The 19,795-nt window shown below is 42.1% G+C and carries 14 protein-coding genes, 1 pseudogene and 1 CRISPR repeat array; all 15 genes and pseudogenes read right to left on the reverse strand.

The annotated features are described in order from the left end of the window. Nucleotides 1-184: 184 nt before the first annotated feature. Entirely contained in the window at nt 185-1,537 is a 1,353-nt protein-coding gene (locus NST12_RS09000) for an Nramp family divalent metal transporter (protein WP_327797256.1), read from the reverse strand. A gap of 290 nt (nt 1,538-1,827) precedes the next feature. Then, nucleotides 1,828-3,078 carry an MFS transporter gene (locus NST12_RS09005; protein ID WP_341100974.1) on the reverse strand — a complete coding sequence of 417 codons (1,251 nt, stop codon included), beginning with the start codon at nt 3,076-3,078 and terminating at the stop codon, nt 1,828-1,830. A gap of 423 nt (nt 3,079-3,501) precedes the next feature. After that, complete coding sequence (gene thrB / locus NST12_RS09010) at nt 3,502-4,425, reverse strand: homoserine kinase (protein ID WP_004439849.1); 924 nt, start codon at nt 4,423-4,425, stop codon at nt 3,502-3,504. Then, nucleotides 4,422-5,483, reverse strand: a complete 1,062-nt coding sequence (gene thrC / locus NST12_RS09015) for a threonine synthase (protein ID WP_327797259.1) — start codon at nt 5,481-5,483, stop codon at nt 4,422-4,424. The genes thrB and thrC overlap by 4 nt, the downstream gene beginning before the upstream one ends. Next, nucleotides 5,480-6,781 (reverse strand): homoserine dehydrogenase, encoded by a 1,302-nt coding sequence (locus NST12_RS09020; protein ID WP_327797260.1) that lies wholly within the window; start codon nt 6,779-6,781, stop codon nt 5,480-5,482. Before NST12_RS09020 ends, thrC begins: the two co-directional genes overlap by 4 nt. A 308-nt stretch (nt 6,782-7,089) precedes the next feature. Then, nucleotides 7,090-8,041: pseudogene (locus tag NST12_RS09025) on the reverse strand (acyl-CoA dehydrogenase family protein); the annotation flags it as partial. A 477-nt stretch (nt 8,042-8,518) separates the two neighbouring features. Next, nucleotides 8,519-10,555: a thioredoxin domain-containing protein gene (locus NST12_RS09030; protein ID WP_341100981.1), complete on the reverse strand. Its 2,037-nt coding sequence runs from the start codon at nt 10,553-10,555 to the stop codon at nt 8,519-8,521. A 350-nt stretch (nt 10,556-10,905) separates the two neighbouring features. Continuing rightward, complete coding sequence (locus tag NST12_RS09035; RefSeq protein ID WP_040342076.1) at nt 10,906-11,160, reverse strand: hypothetical protein; 255 nt, start codon at nt 11,158-11,160, stop codon at nt 10,906-10,908. Between the two features lie 113 nt (nt 11,161-11,273). Beyond that, nucleotides 11,274-11,567: a CRISPR direct-repeat array (repeat unit 30 nt; unit sequence GTTTCAATTCCTCATAGTTAAGATAAAAAC). 172 nt (nt 11,568-11,739) lie between these two features. Beyond that, the gene (cmr6, locus tag NST12_RS09040) at nt 11,740-12,891 is read right to left on the reverse strand and encodes a type III-B CRISPR module RAMP protein Cmr6 (RefSeq protein ID WP_327824159.1); all 1,152 of its coding nucleotides are present in this window, start codon (nt 12,889-12,891) and stop codon (nt 11,740-11,742) included. A 14-nt stretch (nt 12,892-12,905) separates the two neighbouring features. After that, on the reverse strand, nt 12,906-13,316 hold the full coding sequence (gene cmr5 / locus NST12_RS09045) for a type III-B CRISPR module-associated protein Cmr5 (protein WP_327824160.1): 411 nt from the start codon (nt 13,314-13,316) through the stop codon (nt 12,906-12,908). A 14-nt stretch (nt 13,317-13,330) separates the two neighbouring features. Further along, entirely contained in the window at nt 13,331-14,212 is an 882-nt protein-coding gene (gene cmr4, locus NST12_RS09050) for a type III-B CRISPR module RAMP protein Cmr4 (RefSeq protein ID WP_327824161.1), read from the reverse strand. Beyond that, nucleotides 14,212-15,339: a type III-B CRISPR module-associated protein Cmr3 gene (gene cmr3 / locus NST12_RS09055; protein WP_341029708.1), complete on the reverse strand. Its 1,128-nt coding sequence runs from the start codon at nt 15,337-15,339 to the stop codon at nt 14,212-14,214. Before cmr3 ends, cmr4 begins: the two co-directional genes overlap by 1 nt. After that, on the reverse strand, nt 15,336-16,982 hold the full coding sequence (cas10, locus tag NST12_RS09060) for a type III-B CRISPR-associated protein Cas10/Cmr2 (RefSeq protein ID WP_327824163.1): 1,647 nt from the start codon (nt 16,980-16,982) through the stop codon (nt 15,336-15,338). The genes cmr3 and cas10 overlap by 4 nt, the downstream gene beginning before the upstream one ends. Beyond that, complete coding sequence (gene cmr1 / locus NST12_RS09065; RefSeq protein ID WP_327824164.1) at nt 16,979-17,884, reverse strand: type III-B CRISPR module RAMP protein Cmr1; 906 nt, start codon at nt 17,882-17,884, stop codon at nt 16,979-16,981. Before cmr1 ends, cas10 begins: the two co-directional genes overlap by 4 nt. Nucleotides 17,885-17,909: 25 nt before the next feature. Further along, a complete protein-coding gene (gene csx2 / locus NST12_RS09070; protein WP_327824165.1) occupies nt 17,910-19,223 on the reverse strand; it encodes a TIGR02221 family CRISPR-associated protein in 1,314 nt (437 codons plus the stop codon). Nucleotides 19,224-19,795: the final 572 nt, after the last annotated feature.

Genomic DNA, 19,795 nt, shown 5'->3' on the forward strand with positions numbered 1-19,795 from the left:
AAGTAGTAGGTTTCCTCATCCTTTTCTCTTTTTTGCCGCTTGCCATCAAGCGGCTTTTTTTGTGCCCAAAAATTCGAGATGATTCAAATGTTTAGGAGAATGGCTAGAGTTATCTAGTAAAAAAGATTTTAATATTAAGAGAGTATATCAGTTTGCTTTTAAAAGAAAATTTAGAAGCCGGTCTTTAATGAAAGAATGTTTGAAACAATAAATAGGCGTTTAAGCTGATAATCACAATCGCAACGATCCAGGCGAGAACTTTTAACCATAATGGGTTAGCAAATTCCCCCATTTTCTTTTTGTCGCTCGTGAATTGAACAAGAGGAACGACTGCAAAAGAGAGCTGCAAAGAAAGAATCACCTGGCTTAGAATAAGCAATTGAGCCGTACCGCTTTCACCGTAAATGGCCGTTACAATGACCGCCGGAATAATGGCAATCAATCGAGTGATCAGCCTTCTTAACCAGCCGGGAAGTCGGATATTAAGAAAACCTTCCATTACAATCTGACCAGCTAAAGTACCTGTCAACGTCGAGTTCTGGCCGGAAGCCAATAAGGCAACCCCAAACAGAATGCTTCCAAGCGTTGTTCCAAGCAGTGGAGAAAGCAAGTGGTAAGCATCTCCAATCTCCGCCACGTTCGTCATCCCTGCTTTATGAAATGTAGCAGCCGAAACAATCAGGATAGAAGCATTGATAAATAAAGCGAAGAAAAGAGCAATGGTTGAATCCCAAGTAGCATATTTAATTGCTTGCCGTTTCCCCGATTTGGTTTGTTCGTATTGTCTTGTTTGCACAATAGAAGAATGCAAATAAAGATTATGAGGCATGACGGTTGCGCCTAAAATACCGATTGCGATATAGAGCATGGATGGATTGCTTATGATCTCTTTGCTTGGAACAAACCCCTTTAATACGCCCCCCACATCTGGTTTTGAAAGAAAAAATTCAGTCGCAAAGCAAGCACCAATGGTTAGAATGAGAATAATCACCAATGTTTCAATATAACGAAAACCTTTATTCTGCAATAACAATACGACGAGTACGTCCAAGGCCGTAATCATGACACCATACAGCAACGGAATTCCAAACAATAAATTCAAAGCGATGGCTGAACCGATCACTTCCGCTAAATCACAAGCCGCGATCGCCAACTCGCATAAAATCCACAAGATCATGGCCACAGGCTTACTATAATGATCTCGACACGCTTGTGCCAAATCCCTACCCGTTACAATCCCCAGTTTGCCAGCTAATGATTGAAGCAATATAGCCATTAAATTGGAAAGCAAAATCACAGAAAGCAACGTGTATCCAAACTGGGAACCACCCGCAATATCAGTCGCCCAGTTACCTGGGTCCATATAACCCACCGCTACTAAGTATCCTGGTCCGGCAAACGCAAGAAACTTTTTTATCCAAGAACCGGTTTTTGGAATACGCAAACTTCGATAGACTTCAGGCAACGTCGGTTGTGTCCTTTTCTTTCTCCAGCCTTCATCCGCAGCCAGCGACAATTTTTTCGCTTCATTACCCATCATCATCATCACCTCGTTTTTGGTTTGTACTAAACATTTTGCACAAAGGAAACTTTTGAGGTAAAAAAATTACTCCACATTTAGAACCCAATATATGCAAACACACAGAAAAAGTTTCTCGTGTTTATTGTACTACAGAAAGAATTTTAGTCAAGGGAAACTTTTATCTTGAGTATCTCAAGGCTTGCCTAACGTCAAGAGGCAATTCATATTGTCATCATTTCATTTCACCCTTTTTTGTCTATATTTTTTCAATCAATCATGTTATTCACCTCCACTGAACCGTCCGATCATTCAATCTTATTCATATATCTTTCTTCTTTCTGCGTTTGAATCGACCTGGATGCTTTTTTCATCATCATCAGAGTCAAAAAAGCTGATAAAACATATAATCCGGCTGTCGACATGTAAACAAAACGAATCCCCCATTGATCTGCCATCCAGCCCATTAACAGAACCGAAAATCCAAATGTGACAAAGAGGATGGTTCCAAATGCAGCGAACACTTTCGGTAATAATACTTCAGGTGTATGAAATTGCAAAAGAGTTCTTTGTGCAATGCTTCGCGCCTGATAGGGCGGCCCCATAATCAAAGCTACTCCTAAGGCAAACCATGGATTGGATGAGTAGGTAAAGGCTATTGTCAAAACGCCGATACTGAAAGAGCTGATCAACATAGTGAACAACATTCGATTTTCAATCTTTTTGGACAGTTTCCAAATGAACAGTCCTCCTAGGATGGTTCCGGCAAAATTACTGGCATTGATAAAACCCCACCAATCCTCTCCTTTGTGTAATACTTCTTTCACAAACACTAAAATAATGGATCCGGCCCATATACTTTCTCCAAGTCCACTGATGATTTCCATATAAGATAAAGTACGGAGGATTGGATTCCCCCAGATCGTGATCCATCCTTCTTTCATACGATCCCATCGTTTTTGACTTTCTGGCTGGGCAGAAACGTTCGCGGAAGGATCTTTCACAAAAAGGAGAGCCAAAGTAGAGAAAAACATCATGATGGCAGTTATTTCCAACACTCGTATGACTCCCCATTCGGCAACCAAAATCCCGCTTAATGACCAGCCAACCAGCAATACAATTTGATCCGAGGTAGCCAGTAAACTGTTGGCCTTCACTAATAAATGAGAAGGAACCAGGCGAGGGACAAGTGCATTTCTAACCGGAATGGCCCAGCCATGCAGCATCGAAATGGCGAATACTAATAACAGAATCGCTGGAATCAACCATTGGGAAGGCAAGAAAAAATAGAGAATACACATCGATCCGAAACAAATGGTTTGACCCATTTCAGCCATCCATAAAAGAGTGCCAAGCCGCAAGCGATCCATAAGCAAAGGTGCTGCCAAGCCGCTTATCGCCTGCGCACATACCCGCAATATGGGAAAAAGCCCTGCAAAAGCAGCTGAACCTGTTCGATTATAAATGAAAGTCACAATAGCTAATATATAGAATGAATCCCCTAAGTTAGCGATAGATTGGCTAATCCAAAGCAGCCGAAACGATTGATTTTGATTCACTTTGTTCCCTCTTTCAAACAAATTTTGTTTCACCATAATAAAAAGTATGGACTACATTATTTTACAATAATTTAGATTATAAAGAATAAAAAGAAAATAAAAAAGTGATTTCATCATGACTGTCCAAAAGGCTATTCATTTAAAACAACAAATGCCTCCTCGATGAAAGTTTTCCCTTTAAAAGGCTGGTTTCTTTTTATTCCCGTTCCTTTCGGATCCTATTTATTCTATTGATGGACTTCCTACTAAAAGGACGAAGCTTCGGATCGCTTAACCAGCCGATGACAAATCAACGAACAAAATCAAAGGCCGTTTTTATGCCGCTTTTTTCCTTTTGTCCTAGATTCCGCAGTGGCAATATAACCCATAATCATGCGCACCAAAATGGGGCTCACTCATTTTTGCAACGAGTGAGCCCCATTTTTACGAACTTAAACGATCAGAATGAAAGCTTGATTCTGATACTTGAATTCCGTTTTGATCAACGGATAACAGTTCGATTTCACAGTCCCAAAATCGGGCTTGAAGAGACTGCGCCAATTTCTCGCCTTTTCCTTTTTCCGCAAAAGAAAGAACCGCCGGCCCCGCCCCGCTTATGACCGTTCCAAAAGCCCCGTTATTGCGGGCGCATTTCCTCATTTCTTCAAAGCAGTCAATCAAATGGATTCGGTATGGTTCATGAAAGAGATCTTTTTCCATCACATTTCCAGCCAACTCGTAATCCCCGGTTAACAACGCCGCTAAAAAAACATTGGAAAGCGCGCTCGCTTGAACCGCTTTTTTTCTTTCCAATACATTTGGCAAGACCTTTCTAGCTTCTTCTGTCTTCAATTCATAGGAAGGGATCAAAGCGACAATATCCACGTCTAATGAGGAGATATGAACCGATTTTGTTTTCTCGCCATCATAGACGCCGATGACTAGGCCACCGTAAATCGAGGCGCCGATATTATCCGGATGCCCTTCTATTCGAGTACCGATTTGCATTTTTTCTTCGGTTGAGAGAGATAAGCCGCAAAATTGATTGGCCAGTTCAATGCCGGCTGCAACCGCCGCCGCACTGCTGCCTAATCCCCTTGCTAACGGAATATCACTTTGCATTTTGATCGTTAAAGGGGGAAGAGGAGCTTTAAATATAGCTGCGGTTTTTTGAGCCATTTGGCAAACGAAATGAGATTCATCATTCGGCAGCTCTTTCAACTCCGGGCTTAAATGCTCAAAATGCCAATGATCTCCTCTACTCGCTTGAATTTTCAAATATTTAGAAAGAGCGAGGCCGATAGAATCGAACCCCGGCCCCAAGTTCGCCGTGCTGGCAGGCACAGTGATCGTCAGCGAAGAACTCATGCATGTACAACCCCTTCAATGTATTCAAATACGGCCTTTTCCTCATTCGGCAGGACGACCGGTTTCTTTTGAATGCGTTGAATAGCGGTTTCAGGATCTTTCAGTCCATTGCCCGTCAAAACGGCAACGATAGTGCTTCCGGCCGGAATTTCACCCGTTTTTCGCTGTTTTATGATGCCGGCAATCGATGCTGCTGAAGCTGGTTCGGCAAAAAGGCCTTCCTCTTTCGCCAACAGTTGAAATGCTTCTAAAATTTCTTGATCCGTTACAAAATCGATTTTCCCGTTGGATTCATCGCGAGCCCTCACTGCTTTTTCCCAGCTCGCAGGATTCCCGATTCGGATAGCGGTCGCGACTGTCTCCGGATGTTCAATCACTCTATTTTGCACAATCGCTGCTGCTCCTTCCGCTTCAAATCCATGCATTTTCGGCAATCCCGTTTTCCGTTTCTCATGAAATTCTTTAAAGCCTTTCCAATAGGCCGAAATGTTTCCGGCATTACCGACCGGAATCGCCAATATATCCGGAGCCTTGCCTAATTGTTCGCATATTTCAAACGCTGCGGTTTTTTGTCCTTCAATCCGGTATGGATTCACCGAATTCACTAAGGTAATAGGAGAGTTTTCACTCATAGAACGCACCATTTTCAACGCTTCATCAAAGTTTCCTTCGATGGCCACAATCTCGGCTCCGTACATCATCGCTTGAGCTAGTTTTCCTAGAGCGATTTTTCCATTTGGGATCACAATCACCGCTTTTAATCCCGCCCTTGCCGCATAAGCCGCAGCCGAAGCGGAAGTATTTCCGGTCGAAGCGCAAATAATCGTTTGGCTCCCCTCTTCTTTCGCTTTGGCTACCGCCACCACCATTCCCCGATCTTTAAAAGATCCCGTTGGATTCGCCCCTTCCACTTTCACAAAGAGCTGGCAATCTAATTGTTGGGACAAACGTTTTAAAGGAATAAGCGGTGTATTGCCTTCCATTAAGGTTAATTCAGGGGTTTGATCTGTAACCGGCAAAAATTCTTTATACTTTTTTAACAATCCTTCCCATTTCATTTTAAACCGTCTCCTTCCACTCGATAAAAACTTTGAATTCCTTTCACGACCGATAAATCTCGAATATGCTGCAATACACTTTGGTAATTTTCCATCGTTGCTTTATGCGTGACGATCACAATTTCCGCCAGCCCTTTTTCCTCCAGCGGGAGTTGGAGAATTTTTTCAAAACTGATCGAATAAGCAGAAAATAATTTTGTCAGTTCCGAAAAAGCCCCCACTTCATCACGGACATGAAGGCGGATAAAATACTTGGCAAGACGTTCATCCGCTTTCTTTAAGTTTTTTTCATACTGCGGCAACAACGTGTTTTTCCCGTTTACTCCAAGGCGCATATTTTTCACAACTGCCACGATATCGCTGACGACCGATGTTGCGGTTGGCAAACTTCCGGCACCCGGTCCGTAAAACATCGTTTCTCCCACCGCCTCCCCGTAAACATAAACCGCATTGTATTCATCGTTCACGGAGGAAAGCGGATGGTTTTTGGACAAGAACGTCGGCTGGACACTGACTTCCGCTTTTCCGTCTACTTGATGGGCATATCCGATTAATTTCATCGTATAGCCGAGCATATCGCCATATTTTAAGTCTTCTTTTGTCACCTTCGAAATGCCGGTCACTTCTACGTCTTCAAGGTCGATATTCATGGAAAACGCCAATCTCGATAAAATGGCCATTTTTCTGGCCGCATCAAGTCCTTCTACGTCAGCGGTCGGATCTGCTTCGGCATATCCAAGTTTCTGTGCATTTTGCAAAGCCGTTTCGTAAGATAGACCTTCTTTATCCATTTTGGTCAAAATATAATTGGTCGTTCCATTCACAATCCCCATCAATTTTTCGATTTTGTCAGAAGCTAAACCATCCGCCAAACCGCGGATAATGGGAATCCCTCCGGCGACACTAGCCTCATAATATAAGTCACAACCATTTGCCGTCGCGGCATCTTGCAATTCGGAACCATAAAGGGCGATTAAGTCTTTATTGGCGGTTACTACATGTTTTTTCGCTTGAAAAGCTTCTATAATATATTTCTTCGTGTCTTCAATCCCGCCCATCACTTCTACAATGATGTCAATCTCAGGATTGAGCACGACTTCTTTATAATCGGTGGTCAGAATTTCTCTACGAATGTCAACTTCTCTTTCTTTTTCTATATCCCGCACAAGCACTTTATGGATGGTCAAGGAACAACCAAGTTGATGAACGAGCTGTTCTTGATGGTTTTGAACGAGTTTCACTACGCCCGATCCAACCGTTCCCAGACCTAGGAGACCGATTGAGATACTCTCTTTCATCTATTTTTCACCCCGTGTATTTTTATGGTGTACATTTGTTTTTATATAATAGACATTATACGTCCCTTATTTTCGTTTTGCAATAAAAATTTTGTAAAAAAATAATTTTCATTCAATTTTGTATTATCGCCGCAGCGAACCGCGTACCAAAAAAGAATCCAATGAATACCAATGGCTTCTTACGTAAGTTTGGCAAAAACCGATTTTCTTTCTGTACAAGCTTCTGCATCGCCAATAGCCTTAAAATAAAAAAAGGAGACAATTGCCTCCCTCGCTTCTTATCTATATCTTCAAAAAACAGCTCACTAATAAAATCGCTCGATCGGATAGTCGGCCATATATCCTAGTCCACCGTGAATCTGTACAGCTTTATCCGCAACACGGTTATAAACTTCAGAGCCATATAATTTCAACATAGCCGCTTCTTTAATGACTTTCATTTTTTTGTCTACCATCCAAGCGACTCTATACGTAAAAGATCTTAACACTTCGATTTCCATCGCCATTTCTGCTAACATATGAGCAATCGCTTTCTATAATCGGCACGCCAAATTGAATTCGTTCAGGCGCATGATATATAGACATATCCAGCCGTTTTTGACAGGATCCAAAATTTCTGGCCGCTAAGCCTGCCCGCCATTCACTAAAATCTTTAAGGCGTTCACATATCCTTGACCTTCTTCTCCAAGAACATTTTGTACAGGTACCTCACAATCTTCTAAAATAATTTCCGCAGAATGAGAGCCGCGCAATCCCATTTTGTTTTCAACCGCCCCTACGTGAAACCCTGGGAAGTCTTTTTCGACAATAAAACTTGTGATTCCTTTCGCTCCTTTTGATGGATCGGTGACGGCCATCACTGTAAAAATATCTGCCTCTGTTGCATTCGTAATATAATGTTTTATCCCGTTTAAAATATATTTATCGCCTTTTTTTACCGCCGTTGTTTTTAAGTTCGCTGCATTCACCCCTGCTTCAGGCTCTGTAAGTGCAAAAGCTCCGATTCGTTCACCGCTAGCCATATCAGGTAAATATTTTCTTTTTTGTTCTTCCGTTCCTATTTCTACAATCCCGACTGTTCCAATTCCTGTGTGGGCTCCAATGAGTGTCGTATAACCGTTATGTGTTGCCGCCTATTTTTTCATAAAGAACACGCTTGCCAACCATGTTTATACCAAGTCCTCCATATTCTTCCGGAATGCTCTATCCAAATAACCCTAATTCTTTCGACATTTCGATTATTCTTTTAGGTATTTTATTACATGAACGTGTTCGATTGTATGAATCGACTCTATTATGAGCTCCACCTCATCGTCCTAAAACGAAAGCATTTTCATAATTGTTGAACCTCTTTTCTGCTATATTCTTTTTTATGATTATTCCGAATTTCGTTTTTTAAAATTGGTCTTCGTCTTCCATTGATGGAGACGCCCTATTAACTATAATCATATTTCCATTGTCACTATTTATTCCATTTCTTTTATCTTTGAAATCATGATTTTTCCCGCCATTCTTTGCCCTCAAATATACAAATGTCGAGAACCAATTCATTTTTTAAAAAAAGATATGAGAAATGTACTCTTGTAAAAATTGCCTGCAGAATCCGAAATAGGATCAAAACGATAATCTGCACCCGAGATGGGTACAAAAAAAGAACAACGCAGTTCGTAAGCCGTTGTTCTTCCAAGTACATGATGATTCCATTAGATTTTTCCTGTAAAACCGTTTACTAGAACATTAAGACCTTGATATTGCTTTTAAAGCGGTAGAAAGGTCTTCCATTGGCATTTTGCAAGCCTGGTTTTCACAAATAAAAACAAGTAAATCAGTCTCTTTTTGCTTTGCAGCTCCTTCCAGCCATTCCGGTCGATGCCCGGACCATACATCAAACGGAAGAAATTCTTCCCGGCATCGCCACAATACAGCTCTCTTTTCTGAACCGTTAGAACCGATTACGATCACTTCTCGGCCTTGGGCAAACAACGCCATCGCCGCCTCCAACATATACAGCATGGATACAGGAAAAGCGTTCAGTTCTTTTGAAAACGAGCGCACACACATTTCTACACGCTTCATTAATTCTATATCCCCCGTTAATTTCGCCAATCTCCAAAGCTGATAAGCAGCAACGCTATTCCCGGAAGGATAAGCTCCATCATAACCTGGCTTCTCTCGTACCAACAGTTCTTCACCGTCACGGTCTGTAAAGAAAAAGCCGCCGTTTTCATCCCAAAACCGTTCAAACAGGGCATTTTTCAACTCAATCGCAAATGAAAGCATATGAAGATCATCTTCTGCCAAAAACAATTCCAAAGTACCCCACAACAAAAAAGCATAATCATCCAAATAACCGCGGTATTTCGCTTCACCCTCTCTAAAACGGGCCATTAATCTCTTTTCTTTCCACACATATTTTTCAAGAAAATCCATTGCTTTGCGGGCTTGAGATAACAAGCCGGGATCATCGAAAACAGAACCTGCCTTTGCCAGGGCGGCGATCATCAGCCCGTTCCAAGAGGTTAAAACCTTATCATCGACATGTGGTTTCACTCTCTTTTCCCTTGCCTGAAAAAGAAACTGTTTCGCCTTTGACATAAGATTTTCTAATTCTTCTATACTTAGCTCGTGGTTCGCCGCGATTGTTTCAAGATCGGTTTGAAGTAAATGAAGAATATTTTTCCCTTCAAAGTTGCCTTGATCGGTGACATGATACAGCTCGGAAAAAATCGTTCCCGTTTCCTCGCCTAACACATCCATGATTTCTTCTTTGCTCCACACATAAAATTTTCCTTCTTCGCCTTCGCTATCAGCGTCAATCGCTGAATAAAATCCGCCTTCCGGATGAGTCATCTCTCTGGCGACGAAATCGGCTATTTCTAACACGATCCGGCGATACCGTTCGTTCTTCGTGATTTGATAAGCTTCCGTATAAGCGTACATCAACAGTGCGTTGTCATACAGCATCTTTTCAAAGTGGGGAACCAGCCACATTCCATCCGTAGAATAACGCGAAAAACCACCGCCGATATGGTCGTAAATACCGCCCGCAGCCATCGAATCAAGCGTTTTTTCCGCCATCTTGAGCGCGGATTCCTCGCCGGTCATATGGTAATAGCGGAACAAAAACAGTAATTGATGGGGACTTGGAAATTTCGGTGCCTCTCCAAATCCACCGTAAAGGCTGTCGAATTTTCCAGCAAGCTGCTGAAACCCTTTATGAACAGCTTCTTCCGTGACCTCTCCCTCGCTCTTTCGGCCCGCCTCTTCTTTCAATGCTTCCACTAATCGGCTACCTATATCAGCGATTCTCTCCGGATCTTGATGATACGCTTGATGCAATTGCGGCAAAATGTCCATCAGTCCCGGCCGGCCATACTGACTGTTTTTTGGAAAATAGGTGCCGGCATAAAACGGCTTTTTGTCCGGAGTCAAAAACACCGTCAACGGCCATCCGCCCTGACCGGTCATCAGCTGGCACACGGTCATATAAACCGAATCAATATCCGGCCGCTCCACCCGATCCACCTTAATTGCCACAAAATATTGATTTAACAACTCCGCCACTTCAGGATCCTCAAACGACTCCCTCTCCATTACATGGCACCAATGACATGTTGAATAGCCGATACTAACGAATACTGGCTTATTTTCAGATTTAGCCTTTTCAAATGCTTCATTTCCCCATGGATACCAATCTACAGGATTGTAGGCATGCTGCAATAGGTAAGGTGATTTTTCCTGTATAAGTCTATTGGCTTTTTTATCCTTAGTCATGGTGGCAATCACCTCCTTTATATATCTATATCTGTGTTTTAAGGTCTCAATCTAATCCAACAAGGCTTAATGAAAATTTACAGTCATTTCTCCCTCATCTTTATCAGATTCTCTTGTAAGGTCTACATGACTTATTATTGCCTTTAAGTATATTGTTTCTATCCTCTTCTTTTGTAACCCTGTCAAAGTAATTCAACACATAGTCAAGATACCTAAGCTTATCCATATCCTTAACAGCATCCAACTTTTTCAGTTCTTATTTAAAAGATCTATCTCACTTTCAATATTTTTTTGCTGATTCTTATATTTCTCTTTCCTTTCCAAATATTCATCTTGTATAATCTTCATTATCATAAGCATCCATAGCTCTCGATAATCTGTTTTTTCCTTTTGTAGCTCTTTCTGTAGGTGCAATCTCTTTTAATATTGCCTCTTTCCTTAGCAATATCTCCTCCCTCTCCTTTGTTTATAGCTGTAACTAACTCATCCCTGTACTCCCTAACCATTTCTTGTATCTTCTCAACAACCTTACTTTCTTCTACTCCTTTATTTGTACATTTCTCTCCTACAGGTCTCTTATACCAACAGCTTCTAATAACATTCACTGCCTATTTTTATCTTAAAAGGTTCCATTCTTCGTTTAGTCACTTCGATTATAAAAATACAAAAAACAACTTTATAGAGTGCCCGAGTTCATTAGGGGCTTAATGATACTTTGATTTCAATTCCTCATAGTTAAGATAAAAACGGACTCTTTGTGATGAGTAGGTTAGTTACTAAAAGGTTTCAATTCCTCATAGTTAAGATAAAAACATCGAATACGGAATATCGGCTTGGTTAAAGACAAGCTCGTTTCAATTCCTCATAGTTAAGATAAAAACCTTTTGCTTCGACAGTGGAAGCATTTTGGAACAAAGTTTCAATTCCTCATAGTTAAGATAAAAACGACTGCGCCTGATGGTACCGAGGTTGGTGTTGTGGTGTTTCAATTCCTCATAGTTAAGATAAAAACCCCAAAATGCATTGATACATTAACAATTTTCAAAGCAGGGCAAGTTCAGGATACTCCATTTTGAAAATTCCGTCAATAGAGAGAATAGCTGATGGCTGTGAGAAGGAAAGAGAAAAAGAAACTGTCGTCGATCCCCCGCACTTTTTGCACGATTGGAGGTCGACGACACGAATTAGCTCTCTAACAACGACCGAATCGCTTGTACTTTTTCATATTGTTTTTGCTTGCTTGGTTTTACATTCCATTGTCCGATGCGTTGCCAATAGGCTTGAAGTGCTTGTGCGGCCAGTTTGTTTTGTTGCACGATAACCTCTTGATACAGCACAGATTTACTTTTTTCTTGATCTTGCTGGCTATTGGTAAGCATTTCAATTTGCCGCACTAGTCGTTCTTCTGGAGGAAGCTGTGCTAAACGAGCTTCTTCCTCTTGTCTTTGGCGTTCTTCTTCTTTTTCTCGTTCTTCTAAAAGCCTTTTTGCTTCCCGCTCTTTTTCTTTTTCGACAAGAGGAAGAAAATCGGATTCCGTAACATCTTGGATATTAGTAAAATACCCATACCCTGACGATGTTTTGGAACCGATCCCGAGTTCGGTCAATGCACTGATCGTCCACGAAGCGGCTTTGTCTAACAGCTGTTTTGCTTGTTCTGTCGTTAGACTAATAACATGATCACATGTTATATAGATGTCGACATCCGACACCACTACAGTAAAAAACATAACTGGTGTCGGGAATTGATCGTCTGTTGCCGCTTGTTTTTTCTCATAATATTTTTTCATATGTACGGTTAACATATCGGGAACGAGCTTCAGCCTGTTTGTCAAAAAGATGTCGTGAAATTGAATGACTCCTCGTCGCTCCTGCGTTCCGAACACGAGCGCGCCTGTTTCGTGGGATGACAAGTTTTCTTCTTTTCCATCACAATACGCTTCGATAAACCAGTGACGGACAACCCCTTTTACGCTGGAAGCTGGAATGTACGGAACACCGTATACGGGATGAATTGTCAATGATGTTTCCCGCACATGACCTGCGCCTAGCCCATGAACGATTTTCCCAATTGGGCGTGCTTTTAGCTTTTTGACATACCCTGTTTGTGCCAAATGAACAAACGCATGCTCACGCTGTCGAGCGACATCGTTTGCGATTTCCTGCAAATCACGATTCACAGGAATTGTTTCTATCTTTTTTAGTATCTCGTATCTTGTTTTCTGTTCATTCCATGTATGTTTCAAACAGTAGTGCATATGATAAGCAAGATGGGCGATTTGCTGCTTGTCAACACTGCGGATCACCTCTTGCGTATCTTTTGGATGGAGAAACATCCCCCCTCCCTCCTTTATTCGTCTTTCTCTGTTCCGTTCTCTTTTGCCATTCCATCGACAAACTTTCGCATCCAATTCAACAGTGCCAACGCTTCCATCGTCCAAAGACGGTATTCTTCGCTTAGAAGGTTAATCACCACTTGGACGAATTCCTTTTTGTCATCTTGAAATGCATGAGGGTATTTTTCTTGAAACCATTCGTGGAGAGCCTGATAAATCGCGCCATATTCTTTTCCTTTTTGATAACAAAATGCCATTGCTTGCCCAAATCCGTTTACTTGAATAAGGGATGGCATTTTTTTGACGTAAGACCGATAGTTTTCAAAATTGCTGATACGTTTATCTTCCTTTACTTTTTTCACCGCTTCAAACGCAAAAGCGGCGCGCCCATTTTCAATACCGACACGTTGAACGTTTTTTGCCACGACACACACCCCTTTTATACCCAAATCGTCCGAAGAATTCCTCGACCTAACGTACTATTGCCGCCAAGCTGAAATACTTTCGGGAACGTATTTTCTTTCACTAAAAAGGTTTCCACTTCTTCCGCTTTTTGAAGTCCTTCCATTCCTTTTCCACGTACATTCCCGATGTAAAGTAAACTATAAAAAATCGTTTCCGGCGGAACGTTTTCTTCATACCAAAGAGCGCCACTATCTACCGTTCCCTTTTCATAGTCTATTTTAATACGAGCATTTACTTCGGTTGACAATTTCACAAAATCAGTAAAATCATCATCAGATAATACAACAAGACGATCTTGAATGTTTATTTGCACATGGTCAGAAAGCAATTTCGCAAGCTGTTCTGCCAACTGTTTGGCTTCATCAGAAACGGTTACATCAAATGCATATTCTTCCAATACAATATGTTTATTCGCCGAAAAGAGTCGATCAGAACTCACTGTATTCGGGCTTGGCACTGGCAGCGGATCGATACTGTACTCATAAAGTGCGATTTCATTATTCCACCGCTCTAACACTTGTGGGCATGTAATCCACGCAAACACGCCGCGGAGCGATTTAACCGGAAACAATAATAAACGCGCGTCGCTAAGCGCAATCGCACTCGCCTGTGTTTCGTTTTCTTCTCCTTTTTCTGAGCCAAATATCAATTCTAGTTTTTTGCTTTTCCCCTTTTCTTTTAACGACTCCGTGATATGGTAACGCAGCGCTCCTTTTAACGATGAGCTTTCGATTTTTGGGAACCCTGTATGCTTTTCGCGCTGAATCGGCAAATCGACTAATCCGATTTCACTTCCGCTTCCAGCGTGAACGGATGTCACAGCATGCAGAAAAAATGGACGTACGATTGAATACATTACAACTCCTCCTCATTTTTACTTGCACTTGCAATGACGGCAAATCCGAACCCTTCCTCTGCCCCTTCATCGGTAAAATGCATTCCGTTGGCAACCGACAGTAATTTTGAAATGTCGTCTTCTTCCACTTTTACGTAAATGACCGAACCAGCAGGAACCATCCATTTTCGCGGTTTCGGACGATGACGGACAATATCCCAGCCGCCATATAACTCTGGTCGTCCAATGGCAGCGGTGAGCCACTTTACTGTCACGCCATTCGGCAATGTCATCTTTTCGTCGTCAAAATCGTGCGGGCGCGAACCTCTTTCAAAAATCGCTGGTGATAAGAAAATAATTTTCGCTACTTTCGTTTGTGCTATTTTTTCCGCTAGTTGTTTTTGCTCTTTTTCGTCCCATAATGTAAATGTTTCTTCTGACCGCTGAATAATCCACGGGCGATTTTCGCCGCCAATGCGGGCAAACTTCACTTTCGAAAAATCTGGCCCGTTTCCAATGTAAACCGCAAGAGCTCCGTCATCACGAAAACGCCCCTGCGTGACTCGATATAAATGTCCTTCCTGAGCAGTTCGGCTCTCTCTATCCAATCGAATACCTACCTTCTCTTCTCGCACGACTAACTTCGACAATGAAATAAGAGATGATATTGGCGCTTCGTGTAAAATGGCATGCTTCCATTCACGCAAAGAAACATACTGATGTTGGGAGCTTTTCGTTTTTTCTCGTCTTGTAGAAGCAAGCCGCCACTTTCCTTGCAGCGAAGACGGCTTTTCATCCTTTGAAAGCAGCAACGGATACGCTTTTAGAGAATTTTTTTCTTCAATTACTTGATAATCTAATGGCAACGGAAGAAGAATATCTTGTTTATATGTCAGTGCGCAATATTGTAATTGAAATTCCCCGCGTTGATTTGGTGTTCCCATCCATCTTTTCACATGTTCATCAGTTTCACGAACAAATTCATCAAACGTAGTATGCGTGTGAATGTACGCGGCACGTAAAGCTCCGTAAATCGTGTTTGGTCGCGGAGGGAACATCGACTCCATCACTGTATCTTCTCCTGCTTCCGTAACACGATGGTTTTTGAAAAAAAACGTATCTACCGGCGTCAACGTTAATTTTGTCATTCTTCCGTTCCCTCCTTCCGCTTGAAAAAGGTTAAGATTTTCAACAGATACAAAAAGTCATATCCGCTTGGTACTATATCATGCAGTTTCATAAGTGTTTCCACATGCGAATCAAGATTATCTATTTTTGCGCCTTCTTTCACCGATCGTTTCAACAATCGGCGCAATTCTGTCCGAACCATTTCCTTGTTTTCCCACTTCAGATGATATTTTTCGTGTAAAAGAGGATAAAAAGCTTGTGTAAAATGATGAATGAACGTTGGTGATAGCGATTCCTTTAACAGTGAGAGAAATTGATGTAACTCATCGGTGATTTTTTCCTGTTCCACGGTCCATGGCAATACCGCCTCCGAAATCTCTCCCGAATGAGTGTGAACGGCGATCGCCAACGCATCTTTTTGTTGTTTCGTAGTTTCCGAGTAATAGTTTTTTGCTTTTTGTTCTAGTCTTCGCACCTCATTTAACACTAATTGCAGCGGAGCCTTTTTATGGGCAACGATCAGCCCGACCGAAGCAGTAGCGCCTTTTCCTAATCCTTTTTTTTCATCGCTAAAGGCAAAACGTAATTCCTCAGCTATTTTTAACGCTTCATCTACCGGAACGAAAGCGAGAACATCGTCCCCACCCGCATATACAAGCCGGCCATGATAGTCCGTCTCAACGATGTTCGGTACAACTTCCTGGGAAAAATGCGCAAGCTTTTGGCTGATGCGGCTATAGTCTTCCTTGTTCTCTCCTGAAAACCATTTTCCCATATTGTCGCCGTCCATCATCACGATCGCATAATATTTCCCTGAACCGATTTCCATTACGGATGGAAAAGTCCGGAACTTTGTTCCTGCTGCTTTGAAGATCGGGGTGAAGTAATCGCGCGCAACGCGTTTGCCAAGACAAATACCGCACAAAAACTCATTATTTTTTATTCTTCCAACATATTGCTCTTGTTCTGAATTTTCTTCCAGTTCTTTGTATATTCCCGCGCATCGTTCCCATGTTCTTTCCAATTTTTGTTTCATCGTACCGTATCGGTTGAACTCGTCTATATCCTCCAAACATAACGCTTCCCGCTCTTTACAAACGGTACAAACTAAACCGTGTTGAGGAACGGATTCATAACGCTTTTCGTTTTTCAACGCCCCTAGCCGCCGCTCGGCGCGCTCACGAATTTGTTTAAACGATGCCGTTTCATCATAAGGTTCGGCAACCCAATAAATTTCCAAAAACGAGCGGATTTGCGCTTCTGTCGTTGTCTTCAGCTTTTCTTTTTCATGATCTAAAAGAAACGGAAACACGTTATCAATCGCTTGAAAACAAAAATCGCAAAATACATTTCGCACGCTTTGTTCCGTTTCTTGCAATATCGCTTTTGCTTTTTCCGTTTCCCCTTCGACAACTGACGTAAATCGGTTCGGAATGGAAGCGATATGGAGACGGCGCGATGATGGATTTTCCAATTCTTCTTTGGAAACGAGAGGATATACAATTTCGCAATGCGGGTCGGCTTGATACAGCGTTTTCATCGCTTCGCGCACAAGGTAAGATAAGATGTAACTTCCACTCCAAAAATCTTCCGTTTTCCGCGCCGATGCAATAAATGACTGCACTGGTCCGACCGTAAAAATCACCAATTGCCGTTTGCTCATACCCTCACCCCAGCTATTTCCAAAAACAAATCTCGATCTCGTTGATACTGTGGTTGTTTATATACAGAGCTATCTGCCTCTACTTCGGTGATGATTGGGTAATACAAATCCCCGATTTTCCGCACGGTACACCACAGCGGCGAAGCGAATCGTTTCGGACGAACGGCGCCTAACCGTCCATAGCGGTTCGCCCTGTGCGACGCTTCGCCAAAGCGCTTTAACACTTCTTGCGGCGTTTTTTGTCCTTCACCGACCCAAACCGCTGACAACACTGGATGGCAAGTGTGAACTTCTCCTTTGAGCTTTACGATGCATCCACTGTCGGCAAACTGAAACCTCTCACTCTGCCCCAATCGAATAAGCACATCTTGTAAGCTAGCCGCGAAATCCGCGACCGTCTTCCAACGATGTTCTTCCCATTGTACCGCGCCAAATCCGCGCCGCGCTCGCTGCCCCATTCCAGCAAGATGAAGCATGTACTGAAAATATAATTCATACGTTTCCAACAGCTGCTCATGTCTTCGCAATGCCCGCATGATGACGGCTGTTTCTTGTCCTGCTGAAATCGTCTTAATCGCAAACGACGACTTTGTTCGATGCGGAAGGACGCTTTCTCCTTTTGAACCGCTTAATGGCCGAGGTAAAAGCAAACTAACTGGAGACTTTTGCTTTTTCACCTGTGTTCCGCCAAACCATTCTTCTTCCTGCTCTAGCAACGATGCATGATTTTTTTCCTCCTGAAGCGTTCGCCACCAATAACGCCACACTCCGCGCAATGAGAAAATACGGAATTCCGCCTTTTCCTTTGCGTTGGCGCCATGCATCGCCATTGGTGTTATCAATTTCAACTTGTACATTGATTCTACGATTGCTGACGCTTTCAACCGTTCGTTATCAACCATTCACTCTTTCCCCTTTATTTCATTTTCATTGTGAAAGTACCGCCATTTCCTCAAAAAATGGCTTTATCGCATCTAATAACGTTTTCACACGCTGGGCAAATCGATCGGCTGTTAACGGACGTTCTCTTACTCCCGCATGATTCATATCATTGCGAAGTTCCGCTACTTCTCCAAACGGTTTCAGCAATTCCCGATACGGAAGCAGCTTTTCTACCATTTCCTCGACAAATGGATCGCTATGTACTTCCCATTCTTCTTTTTTCGTTCTCCGTATGATAATCCGTATGGTGGAATGAAGGTCGTTTCGGATCTCCACATTAGTGACTTTCAGCTGAAACGCACGGCAGATTGCCGTAACAACATTTTCCGATAACATCGTTAACGCTGATTGAATTAGCCCGTTATCTACGCACCAGCGCGCTACTTCCCATCCATTGATAATCGTATTGCCGCCAAAATTCGAATATTTCTTCTCCATTTCATCCAATATCGGAACAAGCGGTTTAATCGCCTCCGCTTGCGAGTGACGGACTTGTTCAAGCTGATAGCGGAATTTTTCCACTTCTTCTTCCACTTGCAAGCTTCGGCATGTACGAATAGATTTTCCAGTTTGATCTAACTGTTTTGCTAATTTATTTAGCTCCGCCACTTCCTTTTTCAATAGCGGGCTTGCATTGGCATCGCAAAACACTTTTCTATTTTCGCGCGCCGTCAATTCTTTAATGAGAGACGCATCTCCCGTTCGTAAAAACTGGTCGACCCCGTTTGTCCAGTCAAGCAATTCCGCCATATTCGTCAAATCCACAATCGGCACAAGCCGCTGTTCAGGAGAAAGCTGTTTCACTTCGTTTGGTCTCCCTAATTTTTCAAACCATCCGTATGCCAATGCTCCAATCGTCGCTTTTTTTACTAAACGTGCGTAATTTAACACAATTAGCGCAACAAATGGAATCGATCGGAAACTGTGGGTGATATCGAAGTAAATCGTATCCCCTTCACCAATTTCCGCGATAATGGAATCAAATAGCTTCCAGTTGGCGGATTCGTCTTGACCGCTTTCTATTTCAACAAGCTTGACGGTCGCTTCTGGGGCGATTCTTTGGAAAGCAGTTTTGATCCCTTCCACTTGTTGCCCGTCACGAATTTTATCATTCCAGTTGCTTTCTTTTGCCTCCTTCGTTGCAAAGATGATCACATCCATTGGTTCTTCACTTCGAAACAATTCGTAAATGGCAGTTTGAACAAAACGCGTATAACTGGAGCGCTGACCGCGATAAGTATAAAAACAATATTCGTAATCATTTCGACCTAGAAAAGACAATAGAACATTTCGAGCCATTTCGTTTTACTTCACCACCGTCATTAAATTATTTGTAATATCCAAAAATTCCGACCAGTATTCATAAAGTCCGCGTCCTTGTGAAGCTTCATATTCCTTGTATATTAGCTTGAAAATACTTTTCCAATAGACTTGTTAAAGGTCTGAACGGTCCGACCTTCTACTATTTGCGTCACGAAAAACGATCGCCGTCCGCTCGACCAGTTTTCAGTTTTTCTTTTTTGCGAAGCTTAGCACCATACATTTAAAAACGGTGATATTTCCGCCATCGTTTCATCACGATTTATTGAAAATGTTTGCTACAGTCAATAAGGAAATTCCGCATGTAATGACGATATATTGATACATTTTCGTTCAGCAATTACATCATCACCGCTTTTGATTAAGAAACTTTAGAAAACTATCAACAGCGGAAACACGATTTTCTGTATAGCACTACTTTTATACTAATTCCAATTAACTACCCAAATTTTAACTAATTTTCTCTGCATATATCAACAAAAATTTACAATAAAACTAAAAAAATCCTATAATCAGATAGTTTTGACACAATCTGTTCAATTCCCATTAAA

Origin of the sequence: Bacillus sp. FSL W8-1127 (genome assembly GCF_038006725.1) — a bacterium.
Classification (GTDB): domain Bacteria; phylum Bacillota; class Bacilli; order Bacillales; family DSM-4216; genus Bacillus_O; species Bacillus_O smithii.

Bases quoted from the DNA above. Each gene is read 5' to 3' on its own strand.
- thrC (WP_327797259.1), bottom strand. From the start codon at position 5,483: ATGAAATGGGAAGGATTGTTAAAAAAGTATAAAGAATTTTTGCCGGTT.
- cmr3 (WP_341029708.1), bottom strand. From the start codon at position 15,339: ATGACAAAATTAACGTTGACGCCGGTAGATACGTTTTTTTTCAAAAAC.
- cmr1 (WP_327824164.1), bottom strand. From the start codon at position 17,884: ATGGTTGATAACGAACGGTTGAAAGCGTCAGCAATCGTAGAATCAATG.
- cas10 (WP_327824163.1), bottom strand. From the start codon at position 16,982: ATGAGCAAACGGCAATTGGTGATTTTTACGGTCGGACCAGTGCAGTCA.
- cmr6 (WP_327824159.1), bottom strand. From the start codon at position 12,891: ATGTTTCTCCATCCAAAAGATACGCAAGAGGTGATCCGCAGTGTTGAC.
- NST12_RS09000 (WP_327797256.1), bottom strand. From the start codon at position 1,537: ATGGGTAATGAAGCGAAAAAATTGTCGCTGGCTGCGGATGAAGGCTGG.
- thrB (WP_004439849.1), bottom strand. From the start codon at position 4,425: ATGAGTTCTTCGCTGACGATCACTGTGCCTGCCAGCACGGCGAACTTG.
- NST12_RS09030 (WP_341100981.1), bottom strand. From the start codon at position 10,555: ATGACTAAGGATAAAAAAGCCAATAGACTTATACAGGAAAAATCACCT.
- csx2 (WP_327824165.1), bottom strand. From the start codon at position 19,223: ATGGCTCGAAATGTTCTATTGTCTTTTCTAGGTCGAAATGATTACGAA.
- cmr4 (WP_327824161.1), bottom strand. From the start codon at position 14,212: ATGTATTCAATCGTACGTCCATTTTTTCTGCATGCTGTGACATCCGTT.
- NST12_RS09020 (WP_327797260.1), bottom strand. From the start codon at position 6,781: ATGAAAGAGAGTATCTCAATCGGTCTCCTAGGTCTGGGAACGGTTGGA.